We start from the raw sequence: 19,431 nt of genomic DNA on the forward strand, positions 1-19,431 counted from the left end.
TTTTTGAAAAATATGTTTTCTGATCGCGCTGAGCCTTACAGGCTCTGAGGCTTGATCATGAAAACATATTTTTCCTAGGCGCAGACTTGGTTGGTGTATTAGCTTTTCCGGGTGGTGACCTCTCTGTCCGTCTTCCTGAATTTATTTCAGGATCCCGGATCAGGTCCGGGATGACGGCAACCACAATTTTGGGTACAGGAAACCCGCAGCGGGCAGTAATGCTCTGTTCTGCGGGTTTTTATTTTTTAATCAATTTTAAACTTAAATATTAATGAATAACCATTTACGATTGAACATTTATTTGATGAAGAGGAACCGGGCTTGCTTGGTTTTTAAGAATGAGGGAATACTTTTTAGGGTGAACCGCTTGGTTAGGGCGCTGGAGTTTGTGGCGGAGATGGAGTTGCTGGCTAAGGGGATTGCTGCTGGTGGGATGCAGGAGTGTTATTATGAGTTGGTTGATGACCGGGGTGTGCAGCTGGTTTTTGAGTGTGGTTTTGATTTGGAGGTGTTGTCTTTGTGTTTGTGGAGGCCTGATGGGAGGTCTTCTGGCTTGATGGTTAAGGTGTTTAGCTGGGTGGGGAGTGGGAATGATTTTAGGAAAGCAGTGCGGGGTTTGACCTTGATGGCCGGTTGTGTCAGGATGTTTAGAGGGGATGGAAAGGGGTGAGTGTTATGGCAAGGTTGTTTGTGTATACAAAGGACGTGCAGGTGTTGACGGGTAGGGGTAGAACTGCTTCTTGCCGGCTAATTATGGCTATTAAGAAGTCTATGGATAAGCAGAATAACCTGCCGCTTACGGTTGAGGAGTTTTGCGAGTATACGGGTTTGAAGCTTGATCTGGTTTTGGAGCAGTTGAAATAGAAACGGCCGGAGTATTTCCGGCTGTTTTTATGATTTTGACGGGTTAAATCGCTTGGTATTGATATAAAATTTCGGATTTTGATCATCCTTGAGCTATCTTTAGCTACGATTACCACCACCACCACCACTACTAGAAAGTTGGATCGACTTATTTTAGAACCACACAAACAAAACATTTTAAATATGAAAAAATATTTATTGCTCTTATTAACAGGTATTTCCACGACGGGTTTAATGGCGCAAAAGAACAATGATGTTCCTTTTCAGTTACAGGGATCGGTTAATTTACCGGGTTATGATTCGGCCAATCGGGCAATTTATTTTAGCTATCAAAAGAACGGAAAGGAGATTTTAGATAGCGCGGTAATTAAAGACAATAAATTTAGTTTTAGAAGTACTGCTGATGTAGATATTAAGGCTTCGTTACAATTTACTAAGCCGAATACTTCGCCAAATGCTGCGGCTGATCCTAATTCGTTAAGCTTGTACCTTTCTAAAGGAGTGGTCAATGTTAGTGCGAAGGGCTATTTGCGTAAGTCCATCATCACTGGATCTGTGGTGAATGATGATTATATGGCTTTTAAAAAGCCGTATTTAAAGTTGGATACTTCATTGCGTTTACTGGGTTGGAAAAAGAGGTCGGTAAAAGCTGGAGATGCTATTGGTGCAAAAAATGTTGATGCGCAGATAGATAGTGTGAAAAACCTGAAACTTGTTCAATTGTCGGAATTTTTATCGAAAAATATCGCCAAACCTTATGCTGCTGAAGCGCTGCTCATGTATGTCAGTACTGATGGTTCTGCTTTGAGTGCAGTTAAAGCGCAACAATTCTTTGATCGGCTGCCAGCCAAACAAAAAAACACTAAGCTGGGTAAGGAGATTACAACGGCTTTATCTAAGTTAACAGATAAAACATCAACTATTAATGTTTTAAAAGGTGTTGATTTTTATGATGGTTATGCGCAAAAGGTTACTCAACCAGTGGCTAAGGGTGTAACTCGTATTAGTAATGCCGAGTATTTGCGTCAGCTTAGCCCGGCCGAAATAGATAAGATTGGTAAGACATTAAAGATAAAGGTTACGATCAAATCGGGATGCGATAACTATGATAGAATTGGCCATGTAGCTTTGGTTGTGATGCCAAAGGGTGAAGCCTATAATTTGGAAAAAGGGGAGCAATTTGAACTTTTAAGGATCATGACGCCGTTTATGTATCTTACTCGTCAGCCCGACCATATTCCTTATGAAGCGCAGATAGACCAAATGGTTAATACGATAAAGCAAGGTGGAAAGGATGTTTATTTATTGACGGAGGTGTTTGGTACAACTGGTGCCGGGCAACGGGAGGTAATTGGTTGTGATGGTTCGTTATTAACTTTTAACGTGTCTGTTGATTTAATCAGCGATAAAACGAAAGATTTTTCTACGCAAAAAGGGATTTCATTGTTAAGTTATTATAGTTTGGACGGCAAAGATAAATCTGCTGGAAAAAACAGTAAACAGGTAAATTTTGAACTTCCTCAGGATACTAAAACAACGGTTCTTTATCTTATTTCATCGGGGCATGGGGCTGCTGATGGTGGAGAGGAATATAATTGGAGGGAGCATATTTTAGATCTGGATGGTAAAGAATATATCCGATTGGAGATGAGCCAAAATTGTGCGCCTTTTGAGATGTATAATACTCAGCCTAATGGGATTTATTTTGGCGATATTAGCAAGGAGCGTCGTTCGTGGTGCCCGGGTGGTCCGGTGCCTACGCGTGTTGTTAATCTTGGTCCATTGGCTAAAGGGAAGCATACTTTAAAAGTATCCATCCCTGAGGCTGAATTTGAGAAAACGGATAGTAAGTATTATGTATCGGCTTATTTGATCACGGAATAAATTGATAAGAATATCTATGTATATTGGTATATAGATATTCTTATTTATTCCAGTATTTTACGGATGATTTCTTTCATGGCTGGTCTGTTGGCGTCGTCATCGCCGGCGAGCTGTTTTTGTTTCAGTAATTCTATTTTCATTTGTGAGATCAGCTGCTGGTATTGGGAAAATATGTTTTCTGATCGCTCTGAACCTTCCAGGTTCTAAGGTTTGATCAGTAAAACATATTTTCTTGGGTGCAGACCGGTGAGGGTGCAGAATTTTATGTTCAAAATATTGGAGTTGTTTTTATTTTATTGTTTTGTGATAATATATTAATTAATATGAATTTTTATGGTTATTATGATTGTATGTTTGCATACTTTTGTAGTGGTATCGATAGTAAATCATAACTAATAATTAATTGACTAATCATGAAAAAAGAGTATATCCGGGTGTTATTTCAAAAGTTTGAGGGGGCACGTTATGAATGCAAGAATATTGAAAATGTGATTTCTGATCATTTTGTTGGCGTCAACAAAATGATCAGTTTGGGAAAAGGTGGTGTTAAACAAGTAAATATTAAGCTATGATTACTTATATAGAAGAAATCAAAAGCATATTAGCCGTGGCTAGACGAAAAGCTTATACCGCGATTAATGCCGCAATGGTCGAAGCTTATTGGTTGATTGGAAAGCGTATTGTTGAGCAAGAACAGCAGGGAAAAGAAAGAGCTGCGTATGGAGAAGGCATTCTAAAAGAACTTTCCATGGCGTTGACAGCCGAATTTGGCAGAGGTTTTTCTTATGCTAATTTGCGCAATTTCCGCCAGTTTTATCTCACCTATCGTAATCATGAGAATTGCTACACATTGTGTAGCAAATTGACTTGGAGTCATAATAGACTCATTATGAGGGTTGAAAATGAGGATGCAAGAATATATTATTTAAACGAAGCTGCAGAACATGGGTGGACAGTCCAAACACTAGGACGTAACATTAATACTTTTTACTACTACAGGCTCTTATCTTCAGATCACAAAAATGAGAATCAAATGGAGGCCGGGAAACCGGATAAGCATCAACCTGAAGATTTCATCAAAGATCCATATGTTTTTGAATTTCTCAATATTCAGCAACATTTAACTGCAAATGAGTCTGAAATTGAAATGGCCTTAATAGAAAACCTGCAGCAATTTCTACTTGAACTAGGAAAGGGCTTCTCATTTGTTGGAAGGCAGTTTCGAATTGGTACTGAAACAGACCATTTCTTTATTGATCTGGTTTTCTATAATTATTTGCTTAAATGTTTTGTGTTAATTGATTTAAAAACGGAAAAACTAACTCACCAGCATGTTGGTCAAATGGATATGTACCGCAGAATGTTTGATGATTTAAAGATGCCAGAAGGAGATAACCCCACCATAGGTATTATTCTTTGTACTGAAAAAAGTGAGACTGTTGTGAAATATTCTGTTATTAACGATAATCCAAGGCTCTTTGCAACTAAATATATGCCTTATTTACCTACAGAAGATGAATTAAAACAATTGATAGAGCAAGACAGGATAAGGCTTGAGCTTGATCGTAGAGCTTAAATAAATTACGATTATAATTTGATTTCTGACCATTTTGTTGGGACTAACAAAATGGTCATGTTCATCAGTGTAAAACAAATTGTTTAATGTGATCAAATTCCTCTTTTTTTTCAGCCAATTCAATTCTTACATCGTAATCATCTTGTATACCAAGCCAAAATTTTACTGAATTACCGAAAAAACGACTTAGCCTTATTGCGGTGTCAGCTGTAATTCGTCTGTTTCCTTTAATAATTTGAGAGATTCTTGTTTGGGGTATATCCGTTTCTTTAGCCAGACGGTAGGGGGTAATTCCCAATGGGGATAAGAACTCTTCTTGTAGTATTTCACCGGGATGTACGTTTGGTAGCATTTCCATATTAATGATAATCTATAATTTTTCAAATTAACTTGTTGGAACTGTTGATTTAGTTCCTGTATTTTTCTCCTAAAAGTACTATCTTTTATTCTGGAAAACCACATGGTTTTATTTGAATATTTAATTTTTAATATACTGTAATACAATGAAATATATTTATTTTTTGAATATTTTTTTGACTAGAATCGACTGGTGTTTTTTATAGTTAGTGTTTCTTGTTTATCAGGAATTTTTGCTTTTCTAGAGGTGTGTTCCTGGATGTCATCCAAGGTTGGAGTGCTTTCTTGTTTATAGCTTGGTCAAATCCGAATTATTCTGTAAGTTTGAAACAACCAAGCTGATCATCAATGAAATGTACTTCTACGATTGTATTTCTGGTTATCTTCGCTATCATTGGAATTTCTTGTGAAAAGAACAAGAAAATAGATCCGGAGGTTGACCAGCAGGCTCAGGTTTTTTCGCAGCATTTTTACGCATTTATTAATGATAAACCGGTAACTGTGCACAGCTCTCTGGAAAAAAACAGAGCTCTTTTTAATGGACAATGGACTGGTATTGGGATGCCAAAGGGCAGCAATATCAATTTGTATAAGGTAAATGTAGTGGTGCCTAAAGAGGCGTTTAAGGAAGGGTATGCTTCTGATTTAAAGTTTCAGATCTATAATATTTCCAAGAAGACTTTTTTCATTACGGGTAAAGACGATTATTATAATGTAACGGGTACTTATATCGCGATGAGAAAGAAAACTGGGCCGGCGGAGACAGATCAGAAAATATACGCGGCTAATATAAAGAAAAAGCCTTTTCAAGTGCTGATTACCAATTATGAAACCATTAAAGGGAGTCTGGTGCCTCTTGTTGAGGGGAGACTGAACGGGGTGTTGTATAATATTAAGAATCCTTCGGATTCTGTTGTGATTAAGAACGGGGAGTTTAAAGTTCGGTTTTAGAACTATTCCATTTTTTGATATTTCTTTCGTTTTTTTGGAGGTAATCTAATTTTATTTCATATTATTAATATTATTTAATTTTTAGTTTATTTCAGCTATAGTTGCTTATTTTTGTTTTTCCTTTTATTAGATAACAAAGGGTGGATAAAATAGCTCAATATGGACGAGAATAGGAATTCGAAATACATTAAAATTGCAAAGAAAATTGATGGTATAACTATGCGCTCAATACTGGAAAAAAAGGGGTGGAAGGAAACTCTTTATTTATTGCAAAGTCCCAAAAATGCAGCGCGGTTAACGGAAGGAATTGAATCTTATGCAATGGCGTGCTTAGGCAATAAGAAAATTGTTGATCGTAATTTATGTGAGTTACTCTAAAGATCTTCAGTTTGTTACCTTATTTTTTCAAATAAAAAATCGTATATTGATCTAACCAAAAATAGATGCTATGAACGTATTTGAAAAGATTCAGAATTGGGGCGATCGGAATCACCCAACCTGGTTAGATTACATCAGAATTGCTTTAGGTATTACCTTGATTTGGAAAGGTGTGTCTTTCGCTGTAAACCTGCATGCATTTACGCGTTTAATGGAAGATACTCAGCTTGGTGCTGCTTTAAGTATCAGTTTATTGGCACATTTGATTATTGTGCTGCACATTATTGGAGGGCTTCTTATAGCATTGGGTACGCACACCAGAATGTTTTGTTTGCTTAATTTGCCGGTTCTGCTGGTTGCTGTTTTCTTTGTGAACCTTCCTCAGAATATCTTTGCGCCTTACTCTGAATTCTGGTTTTCATGTGCTGTGCTTCTGGGGCTTGTTTGTTTCCTGATAGAAGGAGATGGTGCTTTATCCATAGAGGGTAGAAAGAAAGAGAAAGCGTCTGCGTGATGCTTTGTTGGTTTTTCTATAAATAGCCATCGGGATATTCTCCGTGTACGCTTACGTACGCTCTCACCATTTCGCAGGGTACCATACATTCTGCGGCAGACTGGAGGTTTCTTTGGTACTGTAGTTCTTGTGTTTGCTGGTCTATGCTCATTTCTTTGAGCAGTGCTTCTTCGGGATTGTATTCTTCAATGGATTCTGTTTTTTGCCGCTCTAATATGGTTTGTTCAAGGCACTCTATAAAACTGTCAAATTCTGGCCAGGATCTTTCGTAGTAAAAACGGAGTTGAAGTTCTTTGAATTTCCGGAATACGAAGCAATAGAAAGGGGCAAGGTCAATGTTTTTATCATAAATGTACCGGTCAAAAAGGTCTTCTTCCTTGAACCGATAATTGTTAAATATGGATAGTCTGTTGGCTGCTTTGAGGAAATATTCATTAAAGTAATTCTGAAAGACCAGCCCGTGGTCAAGTCCTTTTTCATCGTAGATAACATGGTATTTGGAGAATATGGGCACCATAACCTTGGCGGTTAATGAGAGGATCTCTGCGGGTAGGTTGGGCTTGGCGGCTTTATAGGTTTTCTTGAAGTCGGCAAAGGAAAGTTTTGCGGTATAGGCTGGTTTTCTGGACCAGAAGGCAGACCATTTGTATTGGGTGATGCGCAGGGTTCTGTACTTGATGTAATCTTTTTCCAGGTTGCCGTAAAGGATCTGATGGTATATGGAGTTTTCAAATCCATCCGGAGCAATGTCCTGCAATAGTTCGGGTAGTGTTGTCAGTATTTTTTTGAGAAGAAAAATAGTTGCTCTTTTACCTGCGGGTTTATATTGGTTTTTTTTCATCGAGGTGGCGTTTAAACAAATTTAATGAACTATTCGGTATTCTTTTAATTTAATTTTTAGCTGGAATTTTGAATGGTTTAGTCGTGAAACTATATTTTATTGATGTTGAGTTTTGCGGGGAAGCTTATTCGGTTGTGCTTTTTTCTTTAGTTTTTATTACTTTTGATTTATGAATTAAATCAATAATTTATATTTTTATTTATTTATGAAATTGAAGGAAAAAAAATATAACGTTGAATATCCGGTTGTGCATCAGGTTAATGATATTGATTTGTCAGGAACTTACTCTTATGCGCATTATTTGAATTGGAAATTTGAGGATCGTTTAGAACTGATTAAGGGGAAGATCTTTAAAATGGGCTCGCCTTCCACAACACATCAGAGGATAATCGGAAGGATTTATGTGGCGTTATTTATGTTTTTGAAGGGGCATCGTTGTGAAGCTTTTATTGCTCCTTTTGATGTCCGTTTTCCTAATGATTCATTAGAGGATAAGGCAGTTTTTACGGTTCTTCAGCCGGATATTGCAGTGATTTGTGATCAGGCTAAATTGGATGAGAAAGGGTGTATTGGTGCTCCGGATATTGTGGTGGAGGTATTGTCTCCCGGGAATTCTAAAAAGGAACTGATCAATAAATTTAATATTTACCAGGAGTTTGGTGTAAAAGAATATTGGCTCGTTAGCCCAACCGGTCGATCTTTTATTAAGTATGTGTTGAATTTGGATGGGGTGTATGAGGCTGGTTTGCGGTATGTTGGCGGGGAGTTTGTTTCTGATATATTGCCTGGGTTTAGGTTGAATGTGGAAGAGGTTTTTGGAGTATTGAAATAATTCGGTTTATTTATGCTCTTTGCAAAGTGCGGTCGTCATCCTGAATTTAGTTCAGGATCCCGCACTTGAAAGATCGAATTTCTCTTCCGAGGTGCTGAAATAAATTCAGCATGACGATGAGGTGATAGCAAACTTCATTAATACCCCAATGTGTTTGAACAAAAACTGCCTCCTCAGGATGACGTGATGGCGATAGCGAGGAGGATATGATATCTTAAACTTCAACTGTCCTTTTACATTACCAAGTTGGGATACAGGAACTTCTTGGTTTTTCATTAGCTTTTTCGGTGTTGAATCTTGGATTTCGACGGTCATTTGAAAAAGTTATCAACATTTTCTTTAGTGCAGTGGGGTAGCACTGAGTTTATTTTACTTAGCGCCAAAATTAAATGGCGTTATGAAAAACACTCTTTTTTGTCTGCTTTTCTTTGTTGCGGGCACTATTTTAAATCTAAAAGCACAAACTACTGGTAGCATTACTGTAGGTGGTGATTTTGATAAGTTTTATCCAACACTTTGGACTGATGGTGGCTGGAACGACAATGTTGCTTCTCAATTGGAGATAGGACGTTCGTCTGTGCATGCAAATAGCAATTGGCGAGGCTCATTGATTGCTAGGTTTGACTTTCATGTGAGCAATTGGGGGAATGGTGCTAATTTTATTGATGCAAACATTATTCAAGATCATAACTCTTCAATAACATTAGATTTTATTGCAGGGTGGAAAGATGTATCTTCTGCCAACTCATCGGCCAAAATCATTATTTGGTTGCGTGGCGGTGGAACGACCTATTTTTATAAATCTCTTTATCCTTCCTCTCCTGTAGTATATGATGGGGTTGCCAATCCTTTACCTTTTCAAGAAATGAATGGCCCCACATATACTTTTAAAACTGGGAGAGATCCCTATGTTAATTCTAATGGGATTTCTAAAGAAGGAACTGCTCTTTTCTATGGGGCTTCACCTAATTATTTTGCCGGTAATGTGGGCATTGGAGCCCGGGATACAAAGGGCTATAAGCTTGCTGTTGCGGGAAACATGATTGCTGAATCTGTTAAAGTCCAGTTGCAGGGGAGTTGGGCGGATTATGTTTTTGATGACGATTATAAGCTGCAGCCTTTATCTGAGATCGAAGCTTTTGTGAAAAAGAACAAGCACCTGCCGGAGATTCCTTCTGCCGAGGCTGCAAAAACTCATGGAATTGATCTGGAAGATATGAATGCTAAACTGCTCAAAAAGATTGAGGAGTTGACTTTGCATTTGATTGACATGAAAAAGAGCATGGAAAGGCAAGACAAGGAAATTCAAGACTTAAAATCCAAAATTAAATAATATGCTGAAATATTTCGCTCTTATAGGGTTAACGTGCTCTGTTAGCCTTTCTATTGCACAAACCAATGTATTTCCAGCGAATGGAAATGTTGGGATTGGAACCTTAAATCCTGAGAATGCTGAAGGTTGGCAACAGGCACTTGAAGTGCGCGGAAATCTAAATTCAAAAATACTCGTTTCTACAGAGACAGTTAAAAGTGGTTTCTGGACTAATGTCACAGGGTATTATGGTGCTCCTGGCGGAGGTATATTAGGAACTCTAAGTAATCATCCTTTTTCTTTAGTGACGAATAGTTCTTCAAGGATGACGGTTCTTCCAAGCGGCAATATTGGTATAGGAACTACAACTCCAACAGATTTTTTAGAAATCAATCTGGGGACTGCGAGGAGAGGAATTACAATGACGGGTGATGGAAATGCGGATGCTTACACGGATATACAATTAGCCGTGAGCAATAAAGCTTCGGTTGCTGTAGGTAAACCGCATATCTGGAATATCAGTCATCGTAAAGACGGATACTTTTCAGATACACCTATTGGAGAGTCTTCTTTGGAGTTCTATGCTGTTCGCACAGGCGGAGGTTATTTTGCTCCATTGAGCTTTAAATCTAACGGGGATGTAATTCTTGCTTCTAATAAGAATGCTTTAAATGGAAATGTGGGAATTGGTACCACCACGCCACGGGAGAAACTTTCTGTTAATGGTAATATCCGGGCGAAAGAAGTTAAGGTGGAAACTCAGAACTGGCCAGATTATGTGTTCAAGTCAGATTACTCACTTCCTTCTTTAGAAGCAACAGAAAAACATATCAAAGAAAAAGGCCATTTGCCGGGAATTCCTTCTGCAGCAGAGGTGAAAGCGGATGGGGTTGAAGTTGGAGATATGAATGGGAAGCTTCTGAAAAAGATCGAGGAGCTGACTTTGTATATGATCGACATGAATAAAAATGTCTCCGATCTAAAGCTTAAAGTAAAAGAACAAACGATACAAATTAATGAGCAGGAAGCTCAAATCCGACAACTTAAAAACAATAAAAAATGAAAAAAATAATGCTCTTAGGGCTGTTGCTGATTAATCAATTGTGCTTTGCTCAAAGCAATATAGATTGGAGTGGCACGGTGGTTTTTCCCGCAAATTTTAAAGTGGGGGATTATATTGAATTTTTAGTCGTGCAGCCCATGGATGCCGGAGCTTCTGGTAACTATGAGATTTCAATTACCTATACCAGAGGAAATGTCGCGGCTGCTGCATCTCATCTAGCAAGTATTTCACATTATAATCCTGATATATGGAGGGAAGTAGGAAGGATTAATAGTAATGGATATTCATCAAATCCATCCAACTCCTATTGTTTTACTGTGGATTGCAATACGCAATATGCTTACCCCCGGTTTAGGATTCGGGCAGTTAACGTATTAGGTGTGACCACAAGTGACCTACCCGTTCATATAAAAGTCAGGTCGATCAATCTGAATGCCGGATGGATACCATTAAATGTGGCAGGTACGGATTTGACGGCGAAAACCTTTCTTCCTATGACTAACGATTGGAGCTTGTATGTTGGGAATAGCTACCTGCCTGATGGCGCGAATTTGGCGATTAAGGCAATAGAGAATGGGAATGTGGGTATAGGAATAAGTTTTCCCTCTGAAAAGCTTTCTGTTAATGGTAATATCCGTGCAAAAGAGGTTAAAGTAGAAACTCAGAACTGGCCAGACTATGTATTCAAATCAGATTACAGTCTTCCTACTTTAGAAGCCACAGAAAAACATATCAAAGAGAAGGGCCATTTGCCAGGGATTCCTTCTGCAGCAGAGGCGGAAGAACAAGGGATAAACTTAAGCGAAATGAATGGGAAGCTGCTCAAGAAGATAGAGGAGCTGACTTTGTATTTGATTGAACTTGAAAAACGAGTTAAACGAAGCGAAGAAAAACAGAATAAATAAACGAATAATTCAATTCTCTCATTGTCCGGGAAAATAGAAGATTTCCAGGACGATAAAGACAAACACAAATAAACTTTATGATGATAAAAAATCTTTTTTTTCCTTTAGTGTTTTTGCTAATCAATCTTTTTTTCTTAGAAGAAGGGTATGGGCAGACACAGAAATTAACCCCAGTAATGCCTTTGGCTCCAGAGGCAGCAGAATTTAGTAAATATGGCTCTGTACCTGTATCGCTGGTTTCTGGTACGCCCTCCATAAGTTTACCAATTTATGAAATCAATAGCGGTGGAATAAAAATTCCAATTAGTTTGAGTTATAATGCTTCAGGTGTTCAAGTGAACCAAAGATCAACTTGGGTTGGGCTGGGTTGGTCTCTAAATTCTGGAGGTGTTATATCAAGAGCTGTAAGAGGGAAAGCGGATGAGGAAGTTGATGGATATTTTCAGACAACTTATACCGCCGATCAAATTATGGCCCTTCCATCAACAGATATTGATTTGTTAGGTCGTTTTGCAGACAACTCTCTTGATGCCCATCCTGATATGTTTAGCTATTCTCTACCATCAGGCACAGCAGGAAGATTTATATATTCAAAAGACTTAGGTAAGTTCCAATCCATTCCCGATGAGAGGATTGAAATTACCCGAATCACGCCAGATAACGTATATACCATTAGAGATATAGATGGTAAAAAATATTTCTTCACGGCTAAGCAGACAATGAGCAGTGACAATAATACAACAGGACTAAAAACAAATATACAATCTTGGTACCTAACAAAAATCTTAAGTGTTGACGGAAGGGATTCGATCTCCTTTACGTATAATACAGTGGCTTCTGGTGGGGTAGACAATGATGAATTTACAAGGACACAATATCACTCATATAAAATGGAAGAAGGAGGTGGTGGTATGTGGGTAGATCAGGGTACAACAACAAGTACATCCAGCTATTTTATAAGTTACATGGTACCTGATGAAATTTTGTTCAGAAACGGAAAAGTTAAATTCTATGCGGGTACAGGTAGGAAAGACTACGCGGGTAGAATGTTGGATAGCATAGTTGTTTTTAATAAAAATGATGTTGGGTATTCCCGGGTGGAGAAGTATAGTTTGGATCATGATTATTTTGTTTCGGATCCAAATAAGACATTTAAGGACTTTTATAGATTGCGTTTAAAGGCATTTAAAAAGGAGAACATCAATAACAGTTCCGATCAACAAATACATAGCTTTGAATATAATACCACCACACTACCTGAATATAATTCTAATAGCCAGGATTATTGGGGATATTATAATGGAACAGCCTTTAACGACTTATTGCCTAATACTGTGCCTATGGCTTCTGAATTAGGTGTCTATCAGAACAATGGTTCACTTATTGGATCAGGAAACAGGAGTGGAAGCCCGGAACATGTTAAAGCCGGGATACTTGAAAAGATAGTATATCCCACAAAAGGCTATACTGTATTTAATTTTGAATCAAATAGATACAAATCAGATGTATCCAAAATTTCAATTTATACTGTAACTTACTTGAGTAACTTTGGAATAGGAAAAAATAAATTAAGTACTGCAACAAATACATTTACCTGGCCCCAAAATGCCTATACGAACAATGTTAATTTTAGTATAGAGTTCTCTGCCCATACTAATCCAAGTGCGGCAGATGTGGCACAGAAGGTATGGATAAAAGATCTTACAGACGGATCCCAATGGGTTTTTGAACACACGGGTGACTTTACAAAAAAGTTGGTGACGGACTATGGTATGATGTTGACAGCTGACCACCAATATGAGATCAGAAGTATAATCGATGACGTTGCTGCTACATCTATTAAAATAACAGTTACCAGTAAGAGAAGATATTCTGAAAGTATAATCAACTATGGGGCAGGGATAAGAATTAGAGATATACTCAATTACGATAATAGTGGCGCATTATTAAATAAAGATACCTATACGTACTCTAGTAATGCGGGAGGAATTGACAATGGAATGATTACTCGAAATGACCAGTCGCTATCGGATAATTATTATAAATCAACGGAGGTAGATTATCTTTGTTATACTTCACCTTGTACCTGTAATCCGCTCGTTTCTCGTTATATTACTTATGTTGGTTCAGCAACGTATAGTACTTTTGATTTTTCTGGAGCAAAGATAGTCTACAATCAGGTAACTAAAACAAGCTATGATGCAGCCGGTGTTCCAAACGGTAAAATCGTTTCTTATTTTGATACTAACCCAGGCTATTACCCAAGTTCTATTTATAATCCTACATTACCTGGAGGTAGAGAGTACTTTGATAACAGTTTGTTTAAAGCTAGTCAGCCAATTTATGAAGGCATTTATCGTTACAACCCCAACACAAGTGATTTTGCCTTAGTCAAGGAAAAAAGTTATGAATATGGCGGCATTAATAATCGTTCAGATCGTATTGCTAATGTTTGGCGTACTAAAAGCTTTCCGCACGGTAAATGTCCTTTTGATGCATATGCGGAGAAATTAGATTATTATATTTCAATGGGAACATTTAAACTTTCCGCAATTGAAGAGACTAATTACGACGGGCCATCACCCTTAACTGTTCGTACAGAGATGAGTTACAATCCGCTCAATTTATTGGTGAATCAAGAAAAGAGACAAAATAGTGATGGGAAGACATCAAAAACTTTAAATAAATATTCCGTCGATTACCAGGATAGTAGTTATGGATCGGATTTACTTCGGAGTAATTTTATGAATGATGTTCTTATTGAAAAATCATCCTATTCTAATGATCAACTGATTTCAAAAGACGTTACCAGCTATGCAAACTTTAACGGTGTAATAAAGCCATCTCTGGTTCAAAAGCTTTCGACAAGTAGTCAATTGTTGGAAAACCGGATCAGATTTAACAATTACGACTACTATGGTAATTTACTTAATTTAAATAATGAAGGAGGAATCAAGGTTTGTTATTTGTGGAGTTACAATAATCAATTGCCTATTGCTGAGATTAAAAATGCAGATTACAACACGGTAGAACAAGCGTTAGGAGGGGCAGCAGCTGTAAAAGCATTTTCTAATAGATCTGTTCCAAGTAAATCAGAAATCGAGACCTTTTTGTTGCCGTTAAGGAATAATTCAACTATTCAAGTCCATACTTACATCCATAATCCAATGGTTGGAATATCGAGTCAAACTGATGCTAAAGGCCAAACCACTTATTACGAATACGATGAATTCCAGCGGCTGAAGAACGTGAAGGACCAGAATGGAAATATCATCAAGAACAACATCTATCACTATAAACCCTAACCAGCGCTCCATATGAAAACAAAAACAAAGAACATGGCAAAGCAGATCAAATATTCCTTTGCGGCAGTGGCCTCAATTTTCTTGGCTTCGAATACACATGCGCAGGTGCAGGATAACATTGTAAATATTTATAATAACGAAACAGAAATCACGGGGAAAGCAAGCGTCACCTTAAAGCCAGGTTTCTATATCCCATCTGGTAAAACGGTACGGATCTACACGACCGGACTGAGTTTTGAAAAGTGTGTCGCGGCGATTAATACTTTAAATACGGTAAGTGCCAATCAGAATTACATCCTCACCAAAACCTTTAAGCGAAAGGGGATTCTCACCGATGGCGATACCCAGCAAAACCTAAGCACCTGTGAGGTCAACCAGACCGTCCAATATATCGATGGTTTGGGCAGAGCTCTTCAAACAATAACCGTCCAGGGAAGCCCAGGCTTCCGGGATATGGTTACTCCCATAGCCTATGATGCTTTTGGCAGAGAAGCCGTGAAATACCAGCCTTATGCTGCGGTGAGCAATGGTGGCGCGTACCGCTCCGATGCTTTAACCACTGGAGCTGGACAGGCAGCTTTTTATGCCAGTACGGCGGGAATCAAAACCACAACCAAACCTTTTTCGGTCACGGTCTTTGAAGCCAGCCCTTTAAACCGGGTCGAGCAGCAGGGTGCACCTGGTGATGCCTGGCAGCCTGCTGCCAGCCGTACGGCTACTGCAGGGAGAACTGTAGTGAGTGAATATGGTACCAACGTTGCCGCAGAACCCATCAAACTATGGACAGTGAGCTCTTCTGGAGCTTCTTCGGCAGGTGCCTATGCCAATGGCAAACTGTATAAAACCAAGATCAAAGATGAGAACTGGGTGAGTGGAAACGGGGGTACTGTGGATGAATACAAAGACTTTGAAGATCATGTGGTGCTGAAAAGAGTATGGGAAACCGATGCCAAAAGCCTTTCTACGTATTACCTGTATGATGACCTGGGCAATCTGCGCTATGTATTGCCTCCGGCCGTGAATGAAAACGGATCCAACATCAACAGCTTTACAGAAAGTGATGCCACCTTTAAGAACTTCATTTATGGTTACCATTATGATGGCCGCAAGCGCCTAATAGAAAAACAGGTTCCCGGAAAAGGCTGGGACTTTATGGTGTACAATACCCTTGACCAGGTGGTGCTTAGCCAGGACTCCCTGCAAAGAGGATCAGGCAAATGGAATTACAGCAAGTACGATGCTTTCGGTAGGGTGATAATTACTGGATTATATACCCGTACCCAGGCCAGGCCGGCCATGCAAACTGAAGTGAGCACGGATGGGCTAAGCAACAGCCTTTGGGAAAGTAGACCGGATGCTCCAAACTCAGACTATACCAATGTCGCTTTTCCAAGAGCAGCAACAGAGGCTCAGATCATCAATTACTATGACAACTACTCTTTTGCAGGGAACAGCTTTAATGGACCTACCGGAGACCAAATGCCTGCTGCCCGTACCAAGACCCTGCTCACCGGAACCAAGGTGAATACCCTTGGAACAGCCACGATGTTGTTAACGGTCAATTACTACGATGATGAAGGCCGGGTGATCCAAAGCAAAAGCCAAAACCATGTAAATGGAACCGATGTGGTAGACAACACCTATGATTTCATCGGACAGCTGAAAGCCAGCAAACGTACCCATGTTGGCAATGGAGCGACCACCACTATAGCTACTCGCTATGACCTGGACCATATGGGCCGAAAACTGGCCACCTGGGAATCGATTAATGGCGCGCCAGAGATTGCCCTGAACAGGATGTCTTACAATGAACTGGGGCAATTGCTGAAAAAATCAGTCCACAGTAACGATACCACGAACTTCCTTCAATCAGGTACCTATGTCTATAATGAAAGAGGCTGGACAAAAGCTTATACTTCCCCGCAATTCAGTTATGACCTGAAATACCAGGACGGCACTATAGCCCAGTTTAACGGCAATATCGCCAATCAAAGCTGGGGGGCTAACGGATCCAATCCCAATACCTTTACTTATGGCTATGATAAGCTGAACAGGTTACTCAGCGGAACCAGCACCGGCATTGTGATGAGTGAAGTGCTGACCTATGATGTGATGGGTAACATTGCCAGTTTAAACAGAAACGGAGCGTTAGGGACTTATGCCTATACAGGAAATAAGTTGAACCAAGTGACTGGTGGACTGGCTACAGGACTTTATACTTATGACGCCAATGGAAATGCCAAAGTAGATGGAAGAACAGGAGTAACTTTAACCTATAACCAGTTGAACTTACCAGCTACGGCAACTAAAGCAGGTTTAACCATGGCCTATACCTATGATGCCACAGGTGCTAAGCTGAGAAAAGTCAGCAATGGAGCAACCCGGGATTATGTTGATGGAATAGAGTATGATGGGGCCAATATTGATATTATCCATACAGAAGAGGGCTTGGCCAGAAGAAGTGGAACTGCCTACAGTTATGAGTATAACCTGACGGACAATTTGGGTAATGTGCGGTTGAGTTTCTACAAGAACCCAAGCGCTGCTCTGGAAGTTTTACAGCAAACCAATTATTACCCATTTGGAAAAATGCTGGTTGCAAAAGAAGGTCCGAACAAGTATCTTTACAACGGCAAGGAGTTGCAGTCGGAGTTTAGTGCTCCTAATAAGGATGGACAAATTGATTACGGAGCTAGGTTTTATGATCCGGAGATAGGTAGATGGAATGTAGTGGATCCGTTGGCAGAAAAGATGAGGAGACATTCTCCATATAATTATGCTTTTAACAATCCGATACGGTTTATTGATCCTGACGGGATGGGACCTTGGCCTGTAACCTTTGATGGTTTATTTATGGCATTAGCTGTGAAGATGTCGGCAACATACCAGAAGATAGTAAATCATGTTGGCAAAACTGGATTGCAAATGGAGAAACCGCAGAAAACAACTACAGGTAAAGATGTTATTAGAGCTGGAGCTTCTGCATCTGCAGAAAATAAGAAAGCAGGAGCCAAAGTTGAAGCTAGTATAACTTCGGCCATTAATTCTGATAAAGGATTGGTAACATCTGCATCGGCTTCTGGTGAGGTTAAAAATGTTGTAAATGTGGAATTATCAGCCCAACTTTATAGCGATGCAATTACAACAAAATCAAAAGTAGATGTAACAGGGGATATTCAATTCGGTAAATCAAATGAACAAAAGGAATTTAAACTGGGTGAAGAATTCACTACTGGTGGGGATGGGGTTAATATGACTATTAATCCAAAGGAACTTAAACGAACTGTATTAGATGCTGTTGATGGGGCAAAAAAATATATAAATACTGAACTCGAAAATATTAAAAAAGCTATGAAACGTGGAAAAAGCTAGAATTTTAAATGTCGCAAGTGCGACTTATCTATTTATATGTGGAATTGCAAGCTTATACTTTTTGATTATAGTTTTAGTTCAAAATGATATTGTTAGTTTTTTGACTTGGTTTTCCTTCTTTTGTTCTATTGCGGTTGTGTTAACTACAATTTTTAATAATTACAAGATTCTAAGTTCTTTATCGAAAATAAATAAAACAAATATTGTTCTTAATCTTTTTATATGCGTACCACAGGTAATAAATATTTCTATTAATGGATTTCAATTTAAATTTAATCAGGGTTTTGAATTTATTTTTTATACAAATTTGGAGAACGTAACTAAAAAGGTAAACTTAGGGCTGTATTTTTTAAATATTAATTACTTATTGAATATAAAATTTCTCGAATCTAATTATTCCATAGTTGGTATAAACCTGATAAATCTATTTTTATTTTTATTTTATCTTTCTCAATATAGAAAGATGACGATTGTGAATAAAATGGAGTCGACCCATTTGGATTAATTTATTAAATAACATATTTAAAGTTTTGAGTTTCCTGATTTAAAGGATTTAAGTGTAAACTTAAATCCTTTTTTTAAACTGTTTAAGATGTAAATTTTTATATCTTAAGTGTAATATTCTATTATAAGACATTATATTAGATCCTACCAGTGTGTTTTGGAATTTTACCTGACACGATTAATCCCACTCAAAAAAATATTTTCATTTTGTTGATAAAAAAAACTTCAGTGCAATCTGGCTGCACTGAAGTTCTTTAACATTGTCCTTTCAACGTTAACAATTAACAATTAAAGGAAGATATGAAAATCTCAACAACGCCAGAATCAACAACAAACCAACCATCCAGCGCAATCAAACGTGCGCTAACCAAAAAAGTAAAAGCCTATACCTTAACCGAAATCCTTGTGGTTCTGGTGATTATAGGAATTCTTGTGCTCCTTGCACTTCCAAACCTTCTTCCTTTAATCACCAAAGCAAAGAGTACAGAAGCTAAAGTGCAGCTGGAACATCTTGCTACGCTCGAGAAAAGTTATTTCTATGAAAAATCCAAATACAGTTCGGATCTGAATGAACTGGGCTTTATCCAGGAAAAACTCTCTAGCGATGGTAAAGATGGAAAAGCGAATTACAGGATTGAAATTGTACGCGCCAATAACACTGGTTTCCTGGCCAGGGCTACTGCAGTTGCCGACTTTGATGGCGATGGTACCTTTAACATTTGGGAGATCGATCAGGATAAAAACCTGAAAGAAGTAGTTGCAGATTAAGGGTT

At 38.5% G+C, this 19,431-nt stretch carries 16 protein-coding genes; 14 read left to right on the top strand and 2 right to left on the bottom strand.

Annotated features, from left to right (window positions below; all coding sequences use genetic code 11):
- Positions 1 to 271: 271 nt before the first annotated feature.
- From R2S08_RS27690 to R2S08_RS27705, 4 genes are all read left to right on the top strand, one after another.
- Positions 272 to 670 (top strand): hypothetical protein, encoded by a 399-nt coding sequence (locus R2S08_RS27690; protein WP_316838146.1) that lies wholly within the window; start codon positions 272 to 274, stop codon positions 668 to 670.
- Positions 671 to 1,047: 377 nt separating this feature from the next.
- On the top strand, positions 1,048 to 2,748 hold the full coding sequence (locus R2S08_RS27695) for a peptide-N-glycosidase F-related protein (RefSeq protein ID WP_316838147.1): 1,701 nt from the start codon (positions 1,048 to 1,050) through the stop codon (positions 2,746 to 2,748).
- A gap of 413 nt (positions 2,749 to 3,161) precedes the next feature.
- Complete coding sequence (locus R2S08_RS27700; RefSeq protein WP_166644059.1) at positions 3,162 to 3,320, top strand: hypothetical protein; 159 nt, start codon at positions 3,162 to 3,164, stop codon at positions 3,318 to 3,320.
- Positions 3,317 to 4,324, top strand: coding sequence for a YhcG family protein (locus R2S08_RS27705; RefSeq protein WP_133780788.1), 1,008 nt, complete (start codon positions 3,317 to 3,319; stop codon positions 4,322 to 4,324). Before R2S08_RS27700 ends, R2S08_RS27705 begins: the two co-directional genes overlap by 4 nt.
- 64 nt (positions 4,325 to 4,388) lie before the next feature.
- Here R2S08_RS27705 and R2S08_RS27710 read toward each other — a convergent pair whose 3' ends face one another.
- Positions 4,389 to 4,682, bottom strand: a complete 294-nt coding sequence (locus tag R2S08_RS27710) for a HigA family addiction module antitoxin (RefSeq protein ID WP_133780790.1) — start codon at positions 4,680 to 4,682, stop codon at positions 4,389 to 4,391.
- Between the two features lie 347 nt (positions 4,683 to 5,029).
- Between R2S08_RS27710 and R2S08_RS27715 the strand changes: the two genes are divergently transcribed.
- From R2S08_RS27715 to R2S08_RS27725, 3 genes are all read left to right on the top strand, one after another.
- The gene (locus tag R2S08_RS27715) at positions 5,030 to 5,632 is read left to right on the top strand and encodes a DUF5025 domain-containing protein (RefSeq protein WP_133780792.1); all 603 of its coding nucleotides are present in this window, start codon (positions 5,030 to 5,032) and stop codon (positions 5,630 to 5,632) included.
- Positions 5,633 to 5,791: 159 nt separating this feature from the next.
- Positions 5,792 to 6,010: a hypothetical protein gene (locus R2S08_RS27720; protein ID WP_133780794.1), complete on the top strand. Its 219-nt coding sequence runs from the start codon at positions 5,792 to 5,794 to the stop codon at positions 6,008 to 6,010.
- A gap of 70 nt (positions 6,011 to 6,080) precedes the next feature.
- Positions 6,081 to 6,524, top strand: coding sequence for a DoxX family protein (locus R2S08_RS27725; protein ID WP_316838148.1), 444 nt, complete (start codon positions 6,081 to 6,083; stop codon positions 6,522 to 6,524).
- A gap of 16 nt (positions 6,525 to 6,540) precedes the next feature.
- Here the strand turns inward: R2S08_RS27725 and R2S08_RS27730 are convergent, their stop codons facing one another.
- A complete protein-coding gene (locus R2S08_RS27730) occupies positions 6,541 to 7,365 on the bottom strand; it encodes a hypothetical protein (protein WP_316838149.1) in 825 nt (274 codons plus the stop codon).
- A 205-nt stretch (positions 7,366 to 7,570) separates the two neighbouring features.
- On the opposite strand from R2S08_RS27730, the gene R2S08_RS27735 reads away from it, so the two are divergent.
- The 7 genes from R2S08_RS27735 (at position 7,571) to R2S08_RS27765 (ending at position 19,426) form a co-directional block, all read left to right on the top strand.
- The gene (locus R2S08_RS27735; protein WP_316838150.1) at positions 7,571 to 8,197 is read left to right on the top strand and encodes a Uma2 family endonuclease; all 627 of its coding nucleotides are present in this window, start codon (positions 7,571 to 7,573) and stop codon (positions 8,195 to 8,197) included.
- A 397-nt stretch (positions 8,198 to 8,594) separates the two neighbouring features.
- On the top strand, positions 8,595 to 9,530 hold the full coding sequence (locus R2S08_RS27740) for a hypothetical protein (protein ID WP_316838151.1): 936 nt from the start codon (positions 8,595 to 8,597) through the stop codon (positions 9,528 to 9,530).
- A 1-nt stretch (position 9,531) separates the two neighbouring features.
- Positions 9,532 to 10,572: a hypothetical protein gene (locus R2S08_RS27745; protein WP_316838152.1), complete on the top strand. Its 1,041-nt coding sequence runs from the start codon at positions 9,532 to 9,534 to the stop codon at positions 10,570 to 10,572.
- The gene (locus R2S08_RS27750) at positions 10,569 to 11,477 is read left to right on the top strand and encodes a hypothetical protein (protein WP_316838153.1); all 909 of its coding nucleotides are present in this window, start codon (positions 10,569 to 10,571) and stop codon (positions 11,475 to 11,477) included. The genes R2S08_RS27745 and R2S08_RS27750 overlap by 4 nt, the downstream gene beginning before the upstream one ends.
- A 77-nt stretch (positions 11,478 to 11,554) precedes the next feature.
- Positions 11,555 to 14,782 carry a hypothetical protein gene (locus tag R2S08_RS27755; RefSeq protein WP_316838154.1) on the top strand — a complete coding sequence of 1,076 codons (3,228 nt, stop codon included), beginning with the start codon at positions 11,555 to 11,557 and terminating at the stop codon, positions 14,780 to 14,782.
- A gap of 12 nt (positions 14,783 to 14,794) precedes the next feature.
- On the top strand, positions 14,795 to 18,154 hold the full coding sequence (locus R2S08_RS27760) for a DUF6443 domain-containing protein (RefSeq protein ID WP_316838155.1): 3,360 nt from the start codon (positions 14,795 to 14,797) through the stop codon (positions 18,152 to 18,154).
- An 804-nt stretch (positions 18,155 to 18,958) separates the two neighbouring features.
- Entirely contained in the window at positions 18,959 to 19,426 is a 468-nt protein-coding gene (locus R2S08_RS27765) for a type II secretion system protein (protein WP_316838156.1), read from the top strand.
- Positions 19,427 to 19,431 lie beyond the last annotated feature (5 nt).

The organism is Pedobacter nutrimenti, from assembly GCF_032678445.1.
In the GTDB taxonomy this organism is placed as follows: domain Bacteria; phylum Bacteroidota; class Bacteroidia; order Sphingobacteriales; family Sphingobacteriaceae; genus Pedobacter; species Pedobacter nutrimenti_A.